Source organism: Pseudomonas sp. FSL W5-0299 (assembly GCF_005930655.1).
GTDB lineage: Bacteria > Pseudomonadota > Gammaproteobacteria > Pseudomonadales > Pseudomonadaceae > Aquipseudomonas > Aquipseudomonas mandelii.
Genome location: NZ_RXHX01000002.1, coordinates 310,592 through 329,680, shown reverse-complemented (window position 1 = coordinate 329,680; position 19,089 = coordinate 310,592). Strand labels below are relative to the sequence as shown.

The following is a 19,089-nucleotide window of genomic DNA, read 5'->3' as shown; positions in this document are numbered from 1 at the left end:
ATTACAAACCGCGACACCGTTTGTTTCTCCCGAATATGTGAGCATCACCGTGCCTGCCCGGTTGTGTTGTCTTGATAAACGTAGCGTGCGACTCCAAATCAGTTTTAGACAGCCCAAACATTCAGAGCTCCGACCATGACCGACCCACTCCTCATCCCCTGCCCCCACTGCAACGGCCTCAACCGCATCCCCGCCGAACGCCTCAACGACCATCCAAAGTGCGGCCGCTGCAAGGCCCAGGTCCTGCTGAGCAAGCCGTTCGAATTGAAGCAAGGCGATTACGCCAGTCAGATCAAGGGTGATCTGCCGCTGCTGGTGGACGTGTGGGCGCAGTGGTGTGGGCCGTGCAAGTCGTTTGCGCCGGTGTTCGAGCAGGCGGCAGGGCAATTGGCGGGTAAGTGTCGGCTGGCCAAGCTGGACAGCGAGGCGAATCAGCAATTGTCGGCGCAGTTGGGGATTCGCTCGATTCCGAGTCTGATTCTGTTCAAGAACGGCCGGGAAGTGGCGCGTCAGAGCGGGGCGTTTCCGTTACCGCAGTTGATGAGCTGGTTGCGTAGCCAGGGGATCTGAACGAGATCTCGTCATCACCCCGCAACTGTAGGAGCGAGGCTTGCCCGCGAAGACGATCTGGCAGTCAACTGCAGTGTTGAATGTTATGGCCTCTTCGCGGGCAAGCCTCGCTCCTACAGGGGACTGTCAGGCGTTTTCGAGCAGGTTGTGCAGCTCGACGAATTGCTGCGTCAACTTGTGCCGTGGGTCGAGGTGGATCAGCGGCGTATTGGCCTGGTGGGATTCGCGCATGCGCACCGAGCTGGTCAGGTACACCGGCAGCACCGGCAATCCTTCGGCGATCAGCTCGTCGAGAATTTGCTGCGGCAGGCTGGCACGGGCCTGGAACTGATTGACCACGATGCCTTCAACCTCCAGGCCTTCGTTGTGGTCGTCCTTCAACTCTTCGATTTCCGCCAGCAGACCGTACAGCGCCTGGCGCGAGAAGCTGTCGCAATCGAAGGGGATCAGCACCCGGTCAGCGGCGATCAATGCCGATACCGCATAGAAGTTCAGCGCAGGCGGGGTATCAAGGTAGATGCGGTCGTAATCTTCCCCCAGCTCCTCCAGCAATTTGCGCAGCTTGTTGATCTTGTGTTTGGCCTCAAGTTTGGGCTGCAGGTCAGCCAACTCGGCGGTCGCGGTAATGACATGGAGGTTTTCGAACGGCGTTTCGTAGATGTCGACCTTGTTTTTCTTCGAGAACGGTCCAGAGGACAGGGTCTGCTTGAAGAAGTCGGCGATGCCCATCGGGATGTCATCACCGGTAAGGCCTGTCAGGTACTGAGTGGAGTTGGCCTGGGCATCGAGATCCACCAACAGGGTGCGATAACCCTCGCTGGCACTGACCGCCGCCAGATTGCAGGCAATGCTGGATTTGCCCACGCCACCTTTCTGATTGAACACCACGCGCCGCATGTCAAAAACCTCCGTGTATCAAAGAATGACCGAGTGTAGTAGTCCACGACACTGCTTAGCTACCTCGCTGGCATGGGGACTACACAGTCAGCGGCAATCTCTTAATAAAAAAGCCGCCAACCCCGCCACTGATTACCGACAGAGCTGACAGACATGATCACCCCGATGTGGATAATGGCCAAACGACAGCTTTTTCACGGACCAACCAGTACGTTTCACTGAGCAAAATGTAACCATCATTTGCTACACGCCCGTCGCAACGGGATAATGCGCGCCACTCGGCGCTAAGCGCCACGTATGGCCGTTCGCTTTTTTTTGCGATTCGCCGTGTCAAGAAAGCCCGCAGGGGCGGGATGAATGGCTGTGATCAATTTCAACATCGCCCAATGGCGCGCGTGGGCCCCTGGGCTCGAAAGCGTGGACGATTGGCAGGCCTGGAGCCGACAACCGGTCGTGCTTCAGAGCAGCGATGCCGCCCCCGACGTGTCTTTTCTGCCCGCCATGCAGCGCCGACGGCTCAGTCGCCTGGCGCGGATGGCGTTCAGCGTCGGCTGGCCCCTGGCCGATGGTCGCCAAGACCTACCGCTGGTCTTTATTTCCCGTCATGGCGAAACACCCCGTACCTTCGAGATCCTGAGTGATCTGGCAGCCGGGCAACCCTTGTCGCCAACTCAATTCAGCTTGTCGGTGCACAACGCGGTCATTGGCCTGTGGTCGATCATGCGCGGTGAAACCAGCGAGATGACCGCCCTTGCCGCCGCGGGTGACGGCCTTGAAAACGGCATGCTAGAGGCCGCGGCGCTACTTTCCGAAGGCGCGCCTGCCGTGCTGCTGATCGTCACTGAAGAAATACCGCCCGAAGCCTACTCGGCCTGGATCGACGACGTGCCGTTCCCCTATGCAGTTGGCCTATTGCTGACACCGGGTACCGACTGGCAGCTGTCCCTGAACAGCACTTCAGATACGTTGTCCAATGCCCACTGGCCCCATGCCCTGAATCTCTTGCGTACCCTGCTCGGCCAGCAGACTACCTGCCAACATGCCTGGAAAAATCGTGTATGGACCTGGCAACGCAACCTGTAAGCGAAAAAAACCGCGACGCCTATTACTGGCGTCTGCTGGCGACTGCCGCAAGCTTCACCCTGTTCGGGTTGGGCGGGCTGTGCCTGCGCTTGGTGGTGTTCCCGTTGCTGGGCTGCCTGCCCGGCGATGCGCAGACCCATCGGTTACGGGCACGGCAAACCGTCAGTCGCTGCTTTTGGTTTTTCGTCCGGTTCATGGCCCGTGCCGGGGTACTGACTTACGACATCCAGGGCGCGGAAAAACTCGGTCGCCCGGGACAGATGATCATGGCCAATCACCCGTCGCTGATCGACGTGGTATTTCTGATCGGCCTGGTGCGTCACGCCAACTGCGTGGTCAAAAACAGCCTCTGGGAGAACCCGTTTACCCGCGGCCCGCTACGCCGTACCGACTACATCAGCAACGACGGCAGCATGGACATGCTCGACGCCGCGGCTGACGCACTGAAAAGCGGTCAGACGCTGATCATCTTTCCCGAAGGCACGCGCACCCAGCCAGGCGAACCGCCAGCCTTTCATCGGGGGGGCGCGGCAATCGCCCTGCGCGGTGCGAGAATCCTGACCCCGGTGATCATCAAGGTCAGCCCGACCACATTGACCAAGGCCGAACCCTGGTATCGCATCCCGAAACGTCGCGTGCACTTCAGTTTCCGTGTCGGGGCCGATATAGACCCACAAGCCTTTGCTTCATGTGGCCCTGCACCTCAGGCTTCGCGCAAGCTCAACGATTATTTGCACTCTTACTTTATTAAGGAGCTCGCCGAAGATGAGCGATCTACACCGTGAAATCAAAGAACTGATCATCGACGCCCTGGGCCTTGAAGACATCAGCGCACAAGACATCGGCGATGACCAGACGCTGTTCGGCGAAGGCCTGGGCCTGGATTCGGTAGACGCCCTGGAACTCGGCCTGGCCATCCAGAAAAAGTACGGCATCAAAATCGACGCCGACGCCAAGGACACCCGCAATCACTTCAGCAACGTGGCGAGCCTTGCGGCGTTCGTCACCGCAAAACAGGCAGCTTGAGACCGGACCATGCAAACTCGTGATGACATTTTCAACACCCTGCGCGATGCCTTGGTAGAACTCTTCGAGCTGGACCCTGAGCGCGTGAGCCTCGAATCCAACCTGTATCAGGATCTGGAAATCGACAGCATTGACGCCGTCGACCTGATTGATCACATCAAGCGTCAGACCGGCAAGAAAATCGCCGCCGAAGAATTCAAATCGGTGCGCACCGTCAGTGACGTGGTCGAGGCGGTCTACCGTCTGGTTCAACCGGCCGCATGAGTCGACTGATCGGCCTTGGCCTGCTGCTGGCGGGCCTGTTGTACCCCTTTGCGGTGTATTTCGGCATGGAACACTTTGCTCCGTGGCAGTTCGGTCTGCTGCTGGGCAGCCTGTGGCTGGCGCGGGCGCTGCTGGGTGCCCGTCGCCCCGGCAGCCTGTGGATGGCGCTCACTGCGATCGGCTTTTGCCTGTTGCTGGCGCTGTTCGACAGCCCGTTGTTGCTGCGTTGGTATCCGGTGCTGATCAGCGCTTTCATGCTGGGGCTGTTTGGCCTGAGCCTGAAAATCGGGCCGCCGATGGTTGAGCGCCTGGCGCGCCTGCGTGAGCCGCACTTGCCGCCCAAGGCGATTGTTTACACCCGCCAGGTGACCGTCGTCTGGTGTGTGTTTTTCCTCTGTAACGGTTTGCTTGCCGCCGCCTTGACCCTGTGGGCGCCGCTGAGTTGGTGGATGTTGTACACCGGCCTGATTTCCTATGGATTGATGGGCCTGCTGTTTGCCATTGAATGGCTCATACGACAACGGGTACGAGGCCACCCATGAATTGGATATCACTTGAGCAGCTGTTGCTCAAGGCACAGCCGGAGCGTGCCGTTACGGCAGAACCGGCGTTGAATCACGCACAGCTGTGCGAACAGGCGCTAAGCCTGGCGGCCGGCCTGCAATCCCAAGGCGTGCAGCGCATCGCCGTGCACCTTGAAGATGCTGCTGACCTGGCGATTGCCCTGCTCGGCGCCTGGCGTGCCGGGGTCAGTGTGCTGCTGCCTGCCGACCTGCAACCGCAGACTCGCCAACGCTGGTCGAGCGAAGTCGATCTGTGGCTGACCGACCTGGCCGATGACGCGCACCTCACCGACTATCGGCAACCGCCCCTGCCCCACGCCGCACTGGATCTGGACGCCTGTCGCCTGAGCCTGTGCACGTCCGGTTCCAGCGGCGAACCCAAGCGCATCGACAAGACCCTGCGCCAGATAGCCAATGAAGTGCAGGCGCTGGAGCAGCTCTGGGGTGCCGATCTGGGCCAGGCGTGCATCATCGGGAGCGTCGCCGCCCAACACATCTACGGCCTGCTGTTTCGGGTGCTGTGGCCGCTGTGTGCCGGGCGCTCGTTTGTGCGCAAGCAACTGGCCTTCCCGGAAGACTTGCAGCGAGCCAGTCGCGAACACATGGCGTTTGCCTGGGTCGCCAGCCCGGCGCTGCTCAAGCGCATGGGCGACAACCTCGACTGGCCGGCCTTGAGCGCGGTTCGCAGGGTGTTTTCCTCGGGTGGAGCGCTACCGGCCGAGGCTGCGCAAAGCCTCTACGAACGCTTGCAGCAATGGCCGACGGAAATCCTTGGCAGCTCGGAAACCGGTGGCATCGCCTGGCGTCAGGGTCACGATCTCTGGCAGCCGTTTGCTGAAGTCGAACTGAGTCAGGACAGCGAGGGCGCGCTGCTGATCGCCTCTCCCTACTTGCCCGTCGGCCATATTGAACACACCGCTGATGCCGCCAGAATCGCTGCCGACGGCCGATTCGAACTGCTCGGACGGCTGGACCGGATCGTCAAACTGGAAGAAAAACGTATCTCGCTGCCGATGCTGGAAAAGGCGTTGATGGAGCATGACTGGGTCGCAGAAGCACGCCTCGGCGTGGTCCGGGAAAACCGCGCCTCGCTGGGCGCGCTGCTGGTGCTGACCGACGCCGGCCTGCATGCCTTGCGCAATCAGGGCCGACGCACCGTCACGCAAGAATTGCGTCAGCACTTGAGCCAGCACTGCGAAGCCCTGGCCCTGCCAAGACGCTGGCGGTTACTGCGGCAATTGCCCCTGAACGCTCAAGGCAAACTGCCTCAAGCCGACGTCGAAGCCTTGCTGTTGGCCGCCCGCCCGAAAGCGCCGGAAGTGTTGGAACAGGTCGAGGTCGATGGCGAATGGAGCCTGCAACTGGCCGTTCCGCCGGACCTCGCCTACTTCAGCGGACACTTCCCGCAAACGCCGGTATTGCCCGGTGTGGTGCAGGTGGATTGGGCGCTGAGCCTCGGCCAGCAATTGATGGACCTGCCGGCTAAATTCGCTGGCATGGAAGTGCTGAAGTTCCAGCAACTGGTGCGCCCCGGTGATGAAGTCCAACTGCACCTGCGCTTCGATCCGGAACGCGGCAAATTGTATTTCGCCTACCGCAATGAAACCGCAACCTGCTCCAGTGGGCGGATTCTGCTGGAGGTTGCAGGTGATGTATAACCCTTGCGCAATCATCCCGGTCTACAACCACGAAACCGCGATCACCACGGTGGTCGACGCGCTGATCTCCAGTGGCCTGCCGTGCATTCTGGTGGACGATGCCAGCGATCCATCCTGCGCCAGGGTGCTCGACCAACTGGCCCAGCGTGAAATGGTCAACCTGATCCGCCTCGCCGCCAATCAAGGCAAGGGCGGCGCGGTCATGACCGGCCTGCGCGAAGCCTCGCGCCTGGGTTTCAGCCATGCCTTGCAGGTGGACGCCGACGGCCAGCACGACCTGCAGGATGTCACGACCTTCATCGCACAATCGCGCGCTCATCCCGACGCGGTGATCTGCGGCTATCCGCAATACGACGCCAGCGTGCCGAAGGGCCGTCTGTACGCCCGCTACCTGACCCACGTCATGGTCTGGATCAACACGCTTTCCTTGCAGATCCGCGATTCCATGTGCGGTTTCCGCGTCTACCCGTTGCCGCCGACCCTGGCAGTGATCGACTCGGCGAAGATCGGCAAGCGCATGGATTTCGACTCGGACATCCTCGTGCGCCTGGCCTGGCGCAATCAGCCGATGCAGTGGCTGCCGACCAAGGTCCATTACCCGCTGGACGGTGTCTCGCATTTCCGTATGTTCCACGACAATGTGCTGATTTCGAGCATGCACACCCGGCTGTTCTTCGGCATGTTGCTGCGGGCCCCGGTGATCCTCTGGCGACGGTGGCGAGCATGAGCAGTAACGCAGACAAACAGCACTGGGCCGACCGCCAGGAGCGCGGCAGCTTCTGGCTGATGAAATTCACCGCGCTCTGCGCCAAAGTGCTGGGCCGACGGCTGCTGAGTCCGTTGCTGTACGGCATCGTCCTGTACTTTTTCCTGTTCGGTCGCAGTGCCCGCCGCAGTGCCTGGCAATACCAGCAACGCCTCGCGGACTGGAGCGCACGCCCGCAATTGCGACCGACCCACTGGCGAGTGTTCAGCCAGTTCATGGCCTTCGCCGATTCGATGCTCGACAAACTCGACGTATGGAACGGCAAGTTGAGCATCGATCACATCGAAATCGTCGACCCGGCGCTGCTGCGCAGTCAGCTGCGTGGCACTCGCGGGCAGATGCTGGTGGGCGCGCACCTGGGCAATCTCGAAGTCTGCCGCGCACTCGCGGAGATCGGCGAGAAGGTCACCATGAATGTGCTGGTGCACACCAAGCACGCCGAGCAGTTCAACCGATTGCTGGGCGAGGCCGGCGCGACCAATCTGCGGCTGATTCAGGTCAGTGAACTGGACCCGGTGATCATGCTGCAACTGCATGAACGACTGGAGCGTGGCGAGTGGCTGGCGATTGCCGGCGACCGCGTGCCGCTGCATGGCGGGCGCAGCGTGACCGTGGACTTCCTCGGTCATCAGGCTGCATTGCCCCAGGGGCCGTGGCTGCTGGCCGGCTTGCTGAAATGCCCGATCAATTTGCTGATGTGCCTGAAGAAACCGACGGGCCAATATCGCGTGACCCTCGAACCGTTTGCCGAGGCCGTGGTGTGGAAACGCAACGACCGCGAACAGGTCATTCATCAGTGGGCTTCCCGCTACGCCGAACGCCTGGGTCACTATTGCCTTGAAGCGCCCCAACAATGGTTCAACTTTTACCCTTTCTGGAAGACCGATGACGACGCCAACGCTTGAGCCGGTAACCTTCGGCGAACTCCCTTTGCGCATCGAAGACGTGCTGGCCGCGGCCAACCGTCAGGTGCCGACGCAGTTGCAAAGCGACCCTGCGTACCGTGAGCGCATCGCCAAGGGCGCGCGATTTCTCGATTCCCTGCTGGACAAGGAAGGCGTGATCTATGGCGTGACCACCGGTTACGGCGACTCGTGCGTGGTCGCGGTGCCGCTGCATCACGTCGAGGCATTGCCCCGTCATCTGTACACCTTCCACGGCTGCGGACTGGGCAAACTGCTCGACGCCCAGGCCACTCGAGCTGTATTGGCGGCGCGTTTGCAGTCGCTGTGCCACGGCGTGTCCGGGGTGCGCGTGGAACTGCTGGAGCGTCTTCAGGCCTTCCTCGAACACGACATCCTGCCACTGATCCCGGAAGAAGGGTCGGTGGGCGCCAGCGGTGATCTGACGCCGCTGTCGTACGTCGCCGCAACCTTGTCCGGCGAGCGCGAAGTAATGTTCCGGGGCGAGCGCCGACAAGCCGCCGACGTCCATCGCGAACTGGGCTGGACACCGCTGGTGCTGCGCCCGAAAGAAGCGTTGGCGCTGATGAACGGCACCGCCGTGATGACCGGCCTCGCCTGCCTGGCCTACGCCCGCGCCGATTACCTGCTGCAACTGGCGACCCGTATCACCGCGCTGAACGTGGTCGCGCTGCAAGGCAATCCCGAGCACTTCGACGAGCGCCTGTTCGCCGCCAAACCGCATCCGGGGCAGATGCAAGTCGCCGCGTGGTTGCGCAAGGATCTGGCAATCGATGCGCCGACCGCACCGCTGCACCGCCTGCAAGACCGCTATTCACTGCGCTGCGCGCCGCACGTGCTCGGCGTCCTGGCCGACAGCCTGAACTGGCTGCGTTCGTTCATCGAGATCGAACTCAACAGCGCCAACGACAACCCGATCATCGACGCCGAAGCCGAACGCGTGCTGCACGGCGGGCACTTCTACGGTGGCCATATTGCGTTCGCCATGGACAGCCTGAAAAACCTGGTGGCCAACGTGGCCGATCTGCTGGACCGGCAACTCGCCCTGCTGGTGGACGAGCGTTACAACCATGGCTTGCCAAGCAACCTTTCCGGCGCCACGGCTGACCGCGCGATGCTCAATCACGGCTTCAAGGCCGTGCAGATCGGCACCAGCGCCTGGACCGCCGAAGCGCTGAAAAACACCATGCCGGCCAGCGTCTTCTCGCGCTCCACCGAGTGCCACAACCAGGACAAGGTGAGCATGGGCACCATTGCCGCCCGCGATGCGATCCGTGTGCTGGAGCTGACCGAACAGGTCGCCGCCGCCACCTTGCTCGCCGCCAACCAGGGTGTTTGGCTGCGCAGCAAAGCCGAGGACGCGCGCCCGTTACCGCCAGCCCTGGCGGCCATGCACGAAGAGCTGGCCAAAGACTTCCCGCCGGTCATCGAAGATCGCGCGCTGGAAGGCGAATTGCGCCTGTGCCTGAAACGTATCGCCGAGCAACACTGGAGGCTGCATGCGTAGCAAGGGAGTGCTTCACACCGATACGGAAATCCTCGTGCCGTTCTTTGACGTCGACACCATGAACGTGGTCTGGCACGGCCATTACGTCAAATACCTGGAAGTCGCCCGTTGTGCGCTGCTGGACAAGATCGGTCACAACTACACCGCCATGGTCGAGTCGGGTTATGCCTGGCCGGTGATCGACCTGCAATTGCGCTATGTGCGCGGCGCCGTGTTCGGTCAAAAGCTGAACGTGCGGGCCAATCTGGTGGAGTGGGAGAACCGTCTGAAGATCAATTACCTGATCAGCGATGTGAAAACCGGTGAGCGTTTGACCCGCGCCAGTTCCGTACAGGTCGCTGTCGACATGAGCAGCCGCGAGATGCAGCTGGCCTCACCGAAGATCTTCACCGATGCCGTAGAAAGGATGCTCGCATGACCCCGTTTTTCAAATACCTCGGTGCGTTGGCGTTGCTCGGGCTGTCATCGATGGCTCATGCCTTCGATTTGCAGCAGTTGAGCGATCAACTGGCCAAGCCTGATGTGATCCACGGCCATTTCATCCAGGAAAAACACCTGCGCGCATTGCCCCAGCCGCTGACCAGCAAGGGCACTTTTATCCTCGCTAAAAACCACGGATTGCTCTGGTTGTTGAAAACCCCGCTGCAACAGGATTACCGCATCACCAACAAAGGCATCGCCCGCCGCGACGCCAGCGGCTGGCAAATGCTCCCGGGCAAGAGCGCCGGCGCCGAGCAGAACCGCTTGTTCCTCGCCGTGTTGCAAGGTGACAGCAGCGGTCTGCAACGGGACTTCGAACTGTCTCTGAGCGGCGACGCACAGAACTGGAAACTGACGCTGATCCCGCGCTCAATGCTGCTCAAGCAGGTGTTCAATCAGATCAACATCACCGGCAGCGAATTGGTGCACAGCATCGAGCTGCTGGAAACCCAGGGCGACAGCACCCTTTTGCGCATGCAGGACAGCACCAGCACCCAACCGTTGAGCGACGCGGAGCAACATGACTTTGCCGAGTGAACGCAGACTTCCGTGGCTGTTTCTGATCCTGCTGTTGGCGGTGCTCGCGCTCGCCGGTTGGCAATGGCGCGACGGTGCACCGCTGTCGGCCAACCTGATGGAACTGGTGCCGGGCACGGCGCCGGACGCGCTGGAACTGCGCGCCGAAAAACGCATACAAGAACCGTTGAACCGGGAAATGCTGGTGCTGGTAGGCCATAAAGATCGCCCGCAAGCCATTGCCATGGCGCAGAAACTCGGCGAGCAGTGGCAGGCCAGCGGTTTGTTCGAGAAGGTTCAGTGGAACCTGCAAGCCGACTTGCCGGCGCTGCGCACGCAATTGCTGCAAGGCCGGCTGTCGATGCTTTCGGCGATGGATCGGCAGCAGTTGATCGAACACCCCGACGCCTTTATCCAGCAGCGGGTGCAAGCGCTGTTCGACCCGTTCACCGGTTTCAGCCTGGTGCCGAGCCAGGATGACTGGCTGGGCCTGACCGGGCGCATCCAGAACAGCCAACCACAACACGGCGCCGTGCAACTGGACATCGGCAGCGGAGCGCTGGTCGCCGATGCCGACGGCAAGAGCTGGGTGTTGCTGCGGGCAAAAACCACCGGCAATGCCTTCGACATGAGCCTGCCGCTGCAAGTGGCTGACCTGCTTGAACGCAGCCGAAAAGAAGCCGCCCAGGCCGACGTGCAACTGCTCGCTGCCAGCGGCCTGCTGTACGCGGCCAACGGTCAGCAACAAGCCACCCGCGAAATGACATGGGTCGGCGGCGGTGCCACCGTGGGCATTTTGTTGCTGCTGTTGCTGGCCTTCCGGCGCTGGCGTGTCTTGCTCGCTTTCGTTCCCGTGCTGGTGGGCATGCTGTTTGGTGCGGTGGCGTGCGTGGCGCTATTCGGTCACATGCATGTGATGACGCTGGTACTGGGCTCGAGCCTGATCGGCGTGGCTGTCGATTACCCGCTGCATTACCTGTCGAAAAGCTGGAGCCTGAAACCCTGGAACAGCTGGCCGGCGTTACGCCTGACCCTGCCGGGCCTGACGCTGAGCCTGATCACCAGTTGCATCGGCTACCTGGCCCTGGCCTGGACGCCGTTCCCGGCCCTGACCCAGATTGCCGTGTTCTCCGCCGCCGGCCTGCTCGGCGCCTACTTGTCGGCCGTGTGCCTGCTGCCAGCGTTGCTCAAGGGCGTGAACCTGCGACCGGCGCATTGGCCGCTGCGTATCTGCGAGTGTTTGCTGAACCTGCGCGAAGCGCTGCTCAAACACGTCAGTACGCCCGTGTTATTGGCACTGCTGATTGCCTTCTGCGTCGGCGGCCTGTTGCAACTGGAAAGCAAAAACGATATCCGCCAGTGGATCGGCGCACCGCAGCAATTGACCGACGAAGCCCAGGCCATTGCGCGCATCACCGGCTATCAGCCGACCAGCCAGTTCTTCCTGGTGCGCGCGGCCAATCAACAGGAACTGCTCGAACGCCAGACTGCACTGAGCGAGCGCCTGGATCAGTTGGTCAACCTGGAAAAACTCCAGGGTTACCTGTCGCTAAATCAACTGGTCAGCCAACCGAGCGAGCAGCGCAAAGTGCGCGAAGCGTTGAGCAAGTTGCCGCAGTTCTGGCAACCCTTGCTCGACCTCGGCGTGCCGGCAGAAGCGCTGCAAGCGGAGCTTGCAACGTTGCTGGCGCTGCCCGCCGAAGACATCGACGCCTCGCTGGTCGGTCCGCTGGCGGAACCTTATCGCATCCTATGGCTGGGGCCGACCGATGAAGGCGTGGCGGCGATGGTCAGCCTGCAAGGCCTGAATAATCCTTCGCTGTTGCGCATTCAGGCGCTGGACTTGCCGGGGGTCGAACTGGTCGACCGTCTCGGTGAACTGAACAGCGTTTTCGCCGCGACACAGATCAGCGCGGCGCAGCTCAAACTCGCCTCCTGCGTGTTGATCGTGCTGGTGCTGATCCTGCCGTTTGGCTTCGGTGGTGCGTTGCGCATCGTCTCACTGCCCTTGCTGGCCGCGCTGTGCAGCCTGGCCAGCCTCGGCTGGATGGGCCAACCCCTGACCCTGTTCAGCCTGTTCGGCCTGTTACTGGTGACGGCGATCAGCGTCGATTACGCAATCCTCATGCGCGAACAGGTCGGCGGCGCCGCCGTGAGCCTGCTGGGCACCTTGCTGGCAGCGGTGACCACATGGCTGTCATTCGGTTTGCTGGCCGTGTCCAGCACGCCGGCGGTGAGCAACTTCGGCCTGTCCGTGAGCCTCGGGCTGGCGTTCAGTTTCATCCTGGCGCCCTGGGCCGGACGCCAAGTGCATGCCGCCGCCGTCGTGGAGCCAGCCGCATGATGATCGCCCTGTTTTGGCTGATGGCCCTGACGATGTTCGCCGTGGCCACCCGTGTGGGTCGTCACTTCGGCCTGATCCCGATCGTCAGTCAGTTGCTGCTGGCGACATTCGGTCTACCGCTGCTGATGTACTTCTGGATCGAGCCGGGCTGGCAACTCAGCGGCGCCGAGCTGATCTCGCCGGTATGGCTGAAAAACCTCTACAGCCTCGGTTTTGCCTTATTGCTGGGAAACATCCTCAGCGATGTGATCGACCTGCGACTCGATCGCCAGAGCCTGAAAATCGCCCTGCCGAGTTTTTGCATTCCATTTGTCTGCGGTCTGGCGACTGCGGTCTGGTTGTTACCCGCACAGCCGTGGATCAGTTCATTGGCAGTGGGCCTGGTGTTCGCCATCACCGCGATCCCGGTGTTGTACCTCTACCTGCGACACATCAATTACCCGCCCGCCGCAACCCGGCGGCTGGTGCAAACCGCGATCCTCATCGACCTGGCATGCTGGACCCTGTTCGGCTTCGCCCAAGGCAGTCTGCACCTGAGCAGTCTGCTACTGCCGCTGGTCGGCGCCTGCTTTCCGGTGCTTCTTCATTTGCTGGGTTTGCGCCAACCGTTACTGCACAGCGGCTGCTTTTTTGCGCTGCTGGTGGTCGCCGAACACTTCAAGCTCAATGCACTGATTTTCGGCATCGGTTATTTGCTGTGCATGGCCGCGCTGAAAGTGCCGCTGGTGTTGCCGTTGCCGGCGATCTGGATGAACCGTTTGCAAACCTGGATCGCCATCCCGCTGATCCTCACCTTCGGTATCGTGCAGATCAATGTCCACGCCGCCATGGCCAGTCTCGGCTGGGTGCAGTTGGCGGCGCTGCTGCTGTTGCCGATTGCCAGCAAACTGCTGGGTAACTGGCTCGGTCTCGGCTGGGCCGGCGCTTCATTTGAAGGCGCCAGTCGCTGGCGCGAAAGCCTGCTGCTCAATATTCGCGGTTTGAGCGAGATCGTCTTTCTCAACCTGCTGCTGCAACAACAGCTCATCAGCCCGGCGTTGTACTTCGCGCTGATGGTGATGGGCCTGATCGCCACACTGCTGCCGGCACTTGCCGGCATGCACCAATCCCCTTTGAATATCGCCGCCCCGGCAAGGAGCCCCCGTGCCAACAGTTGAAATGGAACGTCGCCAGGTTGTTGTCATTGGCGCGGGTCCTTCGGGCGCCATTGCCGCCGCGCTGCTCAAGCGCAAAGGCCACGACGTGCTGATGATTGAACGCCAGCATTTTCCACGGTTTTCCATCGGTGAAAGCCTGTTGTCGCACTGCCTGGATTTCGTCGAAGAAGCCGGCATGCTCGACGCCGTGAACGCCGCCGGGTTCCAGATGAAAAACGGCGCCGCGTTCGCCTGGGGCGAGCACTACAGCGCCTTTGATTTCGGCGACACGTTCAGCAACGGCAAGCCGACCACCTTCCAGGTCCAGCGCGCCGATTTCGACAAACTGCTGGCCGATCAGGCCGCGTTGCAAGGCGTCGACGTTCGTTATGGCGAAGCCATCGTCAGTGCCGATTTCGACCTGCCCAAGCCGCAGCTCGATGTGCTTCGTGAGGATGGCAGCCAGTACCGCGTCGAAGCTGATTTTGTACTGGATGCCAGCGGCTACGGCCGCGTGTTGCCACGCCTGCTGGACCTTGAAGCACCGTCGAATTTCCCGGTGCGCCAGGCGGTGTTCACCCACATCGAAGACCATATCGACAGCCCGACCTTCGAGCGGGAAAAGATCCTTATCACCACCCATCCGATCCATCGCGACATCTGGTTATGGACCATTCCGTTCAGCAACGGTCGCTGCTCGGTGGGCGTGGTCGCGGCCGCCGAGCACTTCGAAGGCCGCATGGACAACCTGGACGAGTGCCTGCGCGGCTTCATCGCTGAAACTCCAAGCCTGGCCTGTGTCCTGGAAAACGCGGTCTGGGACACGCCAGCCCGCACCATCGGCGGCTACTCGGCCAACGTCAAAACCTTGCACGGTCCGGGCTTTGCGTTGCTCGGCAACGCGGCAGAATTCCTCGATCCGGTGTTCTCCTCCGGCGTGACCATCGCCATGCGCTCGGCCAGCATGGCCGCCGGCGTGTTGCATCGCCAGCTGCAAGGTGAAAGCGTCGACTGGCAGACCGAGTTCGCCGCACCGCTCAAGCGCGGCGTCGACACGTTCCGCTGCTACGTCGAAGGCTGGTACGCCGGGACTTTTCAGGATGTGATTTATCATCCAGGCAGCTCAGCGGATATCCGCCGTATGATCAGTGCAATCCTCGCCGGTTATGCCTGGGACGAGCGCAATCCGTTCGTCAGCGAACCCAAACGTCGGCTGCGCGTGCTGTCGGAACTTTGCGCTAGAGATGCCACATGATCCGTTACCTGCTTCTGGGTTGCCTCCTGCTGCTGAGCGCTTGCGCCAGCCAGGCGCCGCTGCCCGGGCAAACCGAAAACCTGCCGCTGCCGCAGCAACTGCACATTCAGCGCTTGCTGGCTGATCAGCGTCAGGACTGGGTGTTAGTAATTGCGCGCGAAGGCCCCGGCATTCGCTGGTCGATGATGGATTTGTTGGGCATTCCGCAGGCACGCCAGAAACTGATCGATGGCCAGTGGCAAGCTGACGGCCTGCTGCCGCCGAATCCGGAAGCCCGGGAATTGTTCGCAGCGTTACTGTTCGCGCTGACCCCGCAAGACGAATTGCAGGCCAACTACCCCGAAGCCTGGCAACACGGCTCCCAACGCTCCCTGCCCGCTCGCTGGGACGTGCGTTACTCGCCACCACTGAGATTTGAGTTGAACCTGCCTAAAGGTCCGAAGTACTTGGTAACGCCCTTGAGCGGGGAGACGCCATGACCGCTTACCTGAATGCTCTCGGGGTGATCTGCGCCCTGGGTCGCGACAAACAGGAAGTCGCCCGCAACCTGTTTGCTGGCGATTGCTCCGGCATGCGCAGCGAATCCGGCTGGGTGCCGGAGCGGTCGTTGCCGGTGGCGGCGGTGCGTGGTGAGCTGGCGCCGATCCCGCCGGAACTGGCCGAGCAAAGCAGCCGCAACAACCAACTGCTGCTGGAAGCCGCGCTGCAAATTCGCGATGACATTGATCAAGTGATCCAGACTTACGGCCGCGATCGAATCGGCGTGATCCTCGGCACCAGCACTTCCGGCATCGATGAAGCCAGCCGTGGCCTGGCCCATTACATTCGTGAACATGAATTCCCTGCCGACTACGATTATCAGCAGCAGGAACTCGGCGCGCCGGCCAACTTCCTCGCCGACTGGCTGCAATTGAGCGGCCCGGCCTATGTGATCTCGACGGCTTGCACCTCCAGCGCCCGGGCGCTGATGAGTGCCCAGCGGCTGCTCGATCTGGGTGTGTGCGATGCCGTACTGTGCGGCGGCGTCGACAGTCTGTGCAAACTGACCCTCAACGGCTTTTCGGCCCTGGAAGCGGTGTCCGAGCAGCGCTGCAATCCGTTTTCGGCCAACCGCAACGGCATCAATATCGGCGAAGCCGCCGTGCTGTTTCTGATGAGCAAAAAAGCCGGCGCGAGCCAACCGATTGCCCTGCTCGGCAGCGGCGCCAGTTCCGATGCGCACCATATCTCGGCGCCGGAACCGACCGGCCGGGGCGCCCTGCAAGCGATGAGCAAAGCCCTGAACCGCGCGAAGGTGCAGCCCGAGCAAATCGGCTACCTGAACCTGCACGGCACCGCGACCCAACACAACGACGCGATGGAAAGCCTGGCGGTCTCGGCCCTGTTCCCGCAGGGCGTGCCCTGCTCCTCCACCAAGCCGATGACCGGACACACGCTCGGCGCGGCCGGCGCCCTGGAAGCGGCGTTCTGCTGGTTGAGCCTGAGCACGAACAATCGGGAAAACCTCCTGCCGCCCCACGTGTGGGACGGTCAGCCCGACCCCGACTTGCCGGCCTTGCAGTGGGTGACCCCGGACCATCGCCTGACGTCCATTGCACCTCGCTACCTGATGAGCAATTCCTTTGCCTTCGGTGGCAACAACGTCAGCCTGATTATCGGAGATGCCCCATGATTGACTGGCCGCTCGCCGAGCTGCTGCCGCACGCTGGCGACATGATCCTCATCGAGCAGATCCTGGCGTTCGATGACGAGCAGATTCACACCCGCCTCACCGTCAAGCCCGGGGGCCTGTTCAATCGTCCCGACGGCAGCCTGCCGGCGTGGGTCGGTATCGAACTGATGGCCCAGAGTGTTGCCGCCTACGCCGGTTGCCATGCGCGCCAGCGCGGTGATGCGGTGGCGCTGGGTTTTCTGCTCGGCACCCGGAAATTCGAATGCAACGTGGAGCACTTCCCCGCGGGCACCGAGCTGACCATCCATGGACTGCGCTCGCTGGAAGACGACAACGGCATGGGCGTGTTCGAATGCCACATCAACGCCCCCGGCATTCACGCCACCGCCCGCCTGAACGTGTTCCGCCCGCCTCAGGCCGCTCAATACCTTCATGAATCCCAAGGAGCCAGCCATGACTGAATCCGTACTGGTCACCGGTTCCAGCCGTGGTATCGGCCGTGCCATTGCGTTGCGTCTGGCCCAGGCCGGGCACGACATCGTGCTGCATTGCCGCAGCGGCCTGGCCGACGCCATCGCCGTCCAGGGCGAAATCCAGGCGCTGGGACGCAATGCTCGCGTTTTGCAGTTCGACGTCTCAGATCGCGCCAGCTGCAAGGCCATCCTCGAAGCCGACGTGGAAGCTCATGGCGCCTATTACGGCGTAGTGCTGAACGCCGGCCTGACGCGTGACGGTGCTTTTCCGGCGCTGAGCGAGGATGATTGGGATGTGGTGATGCGCACCAACCTCGACGGTTTCTACAACGTGCTGCACCCGGTGATGATGCCGATGATTCGGCGTCGCGCGGCCGGGCGGATTGTCTGCATCACCTCGGTTTCCGGGTTGATCGGTAACCGTGGCCAGGTCAACTACAGCGCCTCCAAGGCCGGTTTGATCGGCGCGGCGAAAGCGTTGGCGATCGAACTGGGCAAGCGCAAAATCACCGTCAACTGTGTCGCACCCGGCCTGATCGACACGGCCATGCTCGACGAAAACGTGCCGGTGGAAGAACTGATGAAAATGATCCCCGCACAACGCATGGGCACTCCGCAAGAGGTGGCCGGCGCGGTGAATTTCCTGATGTCGGCGGAAGCGTCGTACATCACCCGGCAGGTTCTGGCCGTCAACGGAGGCCTGTGCTGATGAAGCGCGTCGTCGTCACCGGCATGGCCGGCATCACTTCACTGGGCAGCGACTGGGAGACCATCGCTGGCAACTTCGCGGCCAACCGCAGCGGCATACGCCGGATGGACGAGTGGGATCGGTTCACCGAACTCAACACGCGCCTGGCCGGGCCTATCGACGACTTCAAAGTCCCGAGCCACTGGACCCGCAAGCAGCTGCGCAGCATGGGCCGAGTCTCGCGCCTGGCGGTCGGCGCGTCGGAGCAGGCGCTGGCCGATGCCGGACTGTTGGGTAACCCGATCATCAAGGATGGGCGCATGGGCGTCGCCTGCGGCTCCTCCACCGGCAGCACCGACGAGATCAAGGCGTTCGGCAATATGCTGCTCAACTCGGTGGCGGAGGGCCTTAATGCCAACTCCTACGTGCGGATGATGCCGCACACCACTGCGGCGAACATCAGCATCTTCTTCGGCCTCACCGGCCGGCTGATCCCGACGTCCAGCGCCTGCACCAGCGGCAGCCAGGGCATCGGCTACGCCTACGAGTCGATCAAATTCGGGCGCCTGCCGCTGATGCTCGCCGGCGGTGCTGAAGAACTGTGCCCCACCGAAGCCATGGTCTTCGACGCACTCTACGCCACCAGCCTGAAAAACGACGCCCCGCAAACCAGCCCACGTCCGTATGACAAAGACCGCGATGGCCTGGTGATCGGTGAGGGCGGCGGCATGCTGGTGCTCGAAGAGCTTGAACATGCGTTGGCACGCGGCGCGCACATCCATGCCGAACTCGTCGGTTTCGGCAGCAACGCCGACGGCCAGCACACCACCCGCCCAGAGCAAGTCACCATGCGCCGGGCCATGGAACTGGCGCTGGAAGACGCCGGGCTGCAACCGTCAGACATCGGCTACGTAAACGGCCACGGCACAGCGACAGAGCAGGGCGACATTGCCGAAACACTGGCCACCAGCGCGTTGTTCGGCGAGCACATGCCGATCAGTTCGCAGAAGAGCTTCCTCGGGCACACCTTGGGCGCCTGCGGTGCGCTGGAATCCTGGTTCAGCATCGAAATGATGAACCGCGACCTGTACGTGCACACGTTCAACCTCGACGAGGTCGATCCGCACTGCGGCAAGCTCGACTACCTGCGCGGCGAGTTCCGCCAGATGAGTAATGAGTACGTGATGAACAACAATTTTGCGTTTGGTGGCGTCAACACTTCGCTGATTTTCCGTCGCTGGCACTGATCTGAAAAAACGTCTGGAGTG

The 19,089-nt window shown here is 61.9% G+C and carries 21 protein-coding genes; 20 read left to right on the top strand and 1 reads right to left on the bottom strand.

Going from position 1 to position 19,089, the window contains the following annotated elements:
• The first annotated feature begins 135 nt into the window (after nt 1-135).
• Nucleotides 136-570, top strand: coding sequence for a thioredoxin TrxC (gene trxC / locus FHL16_RS05270; protein ID WP_010464355.1), 435 nt, complete (start codon nt 136-138; stop codon nt 568-570).
• Between the two features lie 126 nt (nt 571-696).
• On the opposite strand, the gene FHL16_RS05265 is transcribed toward trxC, so the two are convergent.
• On the bottom strand, nt 697-1,467 hold the full coding sequence (locus tag FHL16_RS05265) for a ParA family protein (RefSeq protein WP_010464357.1): 771 nt from the start codon (nt 1,465-1,467) through the stop codon (nt 697-699).
• A 357-nt stretch (nt 1,468-1,824) separates the two neighbouring features.
• Between FHL16_RS05265 and FHL16_RS05260 the strand changes: the two genes are divergently transcribed.
• Genes FHL16_RS05260 through FHL16_RS05170 form a run of 19 tightly spaced genes read left to right on the top strand, consistent with a single transcriptional unit; the run spans nt 1,825 to nt 19,068 of the window.
• Nucleotides 1,825-2,550, top strand: a complete 726-nt coding sequence (locus tag FHL16_RS05260; RefSeq protein ID WP_077747631.1) for a beta-ketoacyl synthase chain length factor — start codon at nt 1,825-1,827, stop codon at nt 2,548-2,550.
• Complete coding sequence (locus FHL16_RS05255; RefSeq protein WP_077747630.1) at nt 2,526-3,335, top strand: lysophospholipid acyltransferase family protein; 810 nt, start codon at nt 2,526-2,528, stop codon at nt 3,333-3,335. The genes FHL16_RS05260 and FHL16_RS05255 overlap by 25 nt, the downstream gene beginning before the upstream one ends.
• Complete coding sequence (locus FHL16_RS05250; RefSeq protein WP_008149626.1) at nt 3,316-3,576, top strand: phosphopantetheine-binding protein; 261 nt, start codon at nt 3,316-3,318, stop codon at nt 3,574-3,576. Before FHL16_RS05255 ends, FHL16_RS05250 begins: the two co-directional genes overlap by 20 nt.
• A gap of 9 nt (nt 3,577-3,585) precedes the next feature.
• The gene (locus tag FHL16_RS05245; RefSeq protein ID WP_007992314.1) at nt 3,586-3,840 is read left to right on the top strand and encodes an acyl carrier protein; all 255 of its coding nucleotides are present in this window, start codon (nt 3,586-3,588) and stop codon (nt 3,838-3,840) included.
• Nucleotides 3,837-4,382, top strand: a complete 546-nt coding sequence (locus FHL16_RS05240) for a COG4648 family protein (RefSeq protein WP_077747629.1) — start codon at nt 3,837-3,839, stop codon at nt 4,380-4,382. Before FHL16_RS05245 ends, FHL16_RS05240 begins: the two co-directional genes overlap by 4 nt.
• Nucleotides 4,379-6,061 carry an acyl-CoA synthetase family protein gene (locus tag FHL16_RS05235; protein ID WP_077747628.1) on the top strand — a complete coding sequence of 561 codons (1,683 nt, stop codon included), beginning with the start codon at nt 4,379-4,381 and terminating at the stop codon, nt 6,059-6,061. The genes FHL16_RS05240 and FHL16_RS05235 overlap by 4 nt, the downstream gene beginning before the upstream one ends.
• Nucleotides 6,054-6,788, top strand: coding sequence for a glycosyltransferase family 2 protein (locus FHL16_RS05230; protein ID WP_077747627.1), 735 nt, complete (start codon nt 6,054-6,056; stop codon nt 6,786-6,788). The genes FHL16_RS05235 and FHL16_RS05230 overlap by 8 nt, the downstream gene beginning before the upstream one ends.
• Nucleotides 6,785-7,732, top strand: coding sequence for an LpxL/LpxP family acyltransferase (locus FHL16_RS05225; RefSeq protein WP_077747626.1), 948 nt, complete (start codon nt 6,785-6,787; stop codon nt 7,730-7,732). The genes FHL16_RS05230 and FHL16_RS05225 overlap by 4 nt, the downstream gene beginning before the upstream one ends.
• On the top strand, nt 7,713-9,257 hold the full coding sequence (locus FHL16_RS05220) for an HAL/PAL/TAL family ammonia-lyase (RefSeq protein ID WP_077747625.1): 1,545 nt from the start codon (nt 7,713-7,715) through the stop codon (nt 9,255-9,257). The genes FHL16_RS05225 and FHL16_RS05220 overlap by 20 nt, the downstream gene beginning before the upstream one ends.
• The gene (locus FHL16_RS05215; RefSeq protein WP_010464383.1) at nt 9,250-9,675 is read left to right on the top strand and encodes an acyl-CoA thioesterase; all 426 of its coding nucleotides are present in this window, start codon (nt 9,250-9,252) and stop codon (nt 9,673-9,675) included. Before FHL16_RS05220 ends, FHL16_RS05215 begins: the two co-directional genes overlap by 8 nt.
• Entirely contained in the window at nt 9,672-10,274 is a 603-nt protein-coding gene (locus tag FHL16_RS05210; protein ID WP_077747624.1) for an outer membrane lipoprotein carrier protein LolA, read from the top strand. Before FHL16_RS05215 ends, FHL16_RS05210 begins: the two co-directional genes overlap by 4 nt.
• Nucleotides 10,258-12,597 carry an MMPL family transporter gene (locus tag FHL16_RS05205; RefSeq protein ID WP_077747623.1) on the top strand — a complete coding sequence of 780 codons (2,340 nt, stop codon included), beginning with the start codon at nt 10,258-10,260 and terminating at the stop codon, nt 12,595-12,597. The genes FHL16_RS05210 and FHL16_RS05205 overlap by 17 nt, the downstream gene beginning before the upstream one ends.
• Complete coding sequence (locus tag FHL16_RS05200; RefSeq protein ID WP_077747622.1) at nt 12,594-13,754, top strand: sodium:proton antiporter; 1,161 nt, start codon at nt 12,594-12,596, stop codon at nt 13,752-13,754. The genes FHL16_RS05205 and FHL16_RS05200 overlap by 4 nt, the downstream gene beginning before the upstream one ends.
• Nucleotides 13,741-14,988: an NAD(P)/FAD-dependent oxidoreductase gene (locus FHL16_RS05195; RefSeq protein WP_077747621.1), complete on the top strand. Its 1,248-nt coding sequence runs from the start codon at nt 13,741-13,743 to the stop codon at nt 14,986-14,988. Before FHL16_RS05200 ends, FHL16_RS05195 begins: the two co-directional genes overlap by 14 nt.
• Nucleotides 14,985-15,467: a hypothetical protein gene (locus FHL16_RS05190; RefSeq protein ID WP_010464392.1), complete on the top strand. Its 483-nt coding sequence runs from the start codon at nt 14,985-14,987 to the stop codon at nt 15,465-15,467. Before FHL16_RS05195 ends, FHL16_RS05190 begins: the two co-directional genes overlap by 4 nt.
• Entirely contained in the window at nt 15,464-16,660 is a 1,197-nt protein-coding gene (locus FHL16_RS05185) for a beta-ketoacyl-[acyl-carrier-protein] synthase family protein (protein WP_077747620.1), read from the top strand. The genes FHL16_RS05190 and FHL16_RS05185 overlap by 4 nt, the downstream gene beginning before the upstream one ends.
• Nucleotides 16,657-17,121 (top strand): hotdog family protein, encoded by a 465-nt coding sequence (locus tag FHL16_RS05180; protein ID WP_010464396.1) that lies wholly within the window; start codon nt 16,657-16,659, stop codon nt 17,119-17,121. The genes FHL16_RS05185 and FHL16_RS05180 overlap by 4 nt, the downstream gene beginning before the upstream one ends.
• A complete protein-coding gene (fabG, locus tag FHL16_RS05175; RefSeq protein WP_010464399.1) occupies nt 17,114-17,842 on the top strand; it encodes a 3-oxoacyl-ACP reductase FabG in 729 nt (242 codons plus the stop codon). Before FHL16_RS05180 ends, fabG begins: the two co-directional genes overlap by 8 nt.
• Entirely contained in the window at nt 17,842-19,068 is a 1,227-nt protein-coding gene (locus FHL16_RS05170) for a beta-ketoacyl-ACP synthase (RefSeq protein ID WP_010464400.1), read from the top strand. The genes fabG and FHL16_RS05170 overlap by 1 nt, the downstream gene beginning before the upstream one ends.
• Nucleotides 19,069-19,089 lie beyond the last annotated feature (21 nt).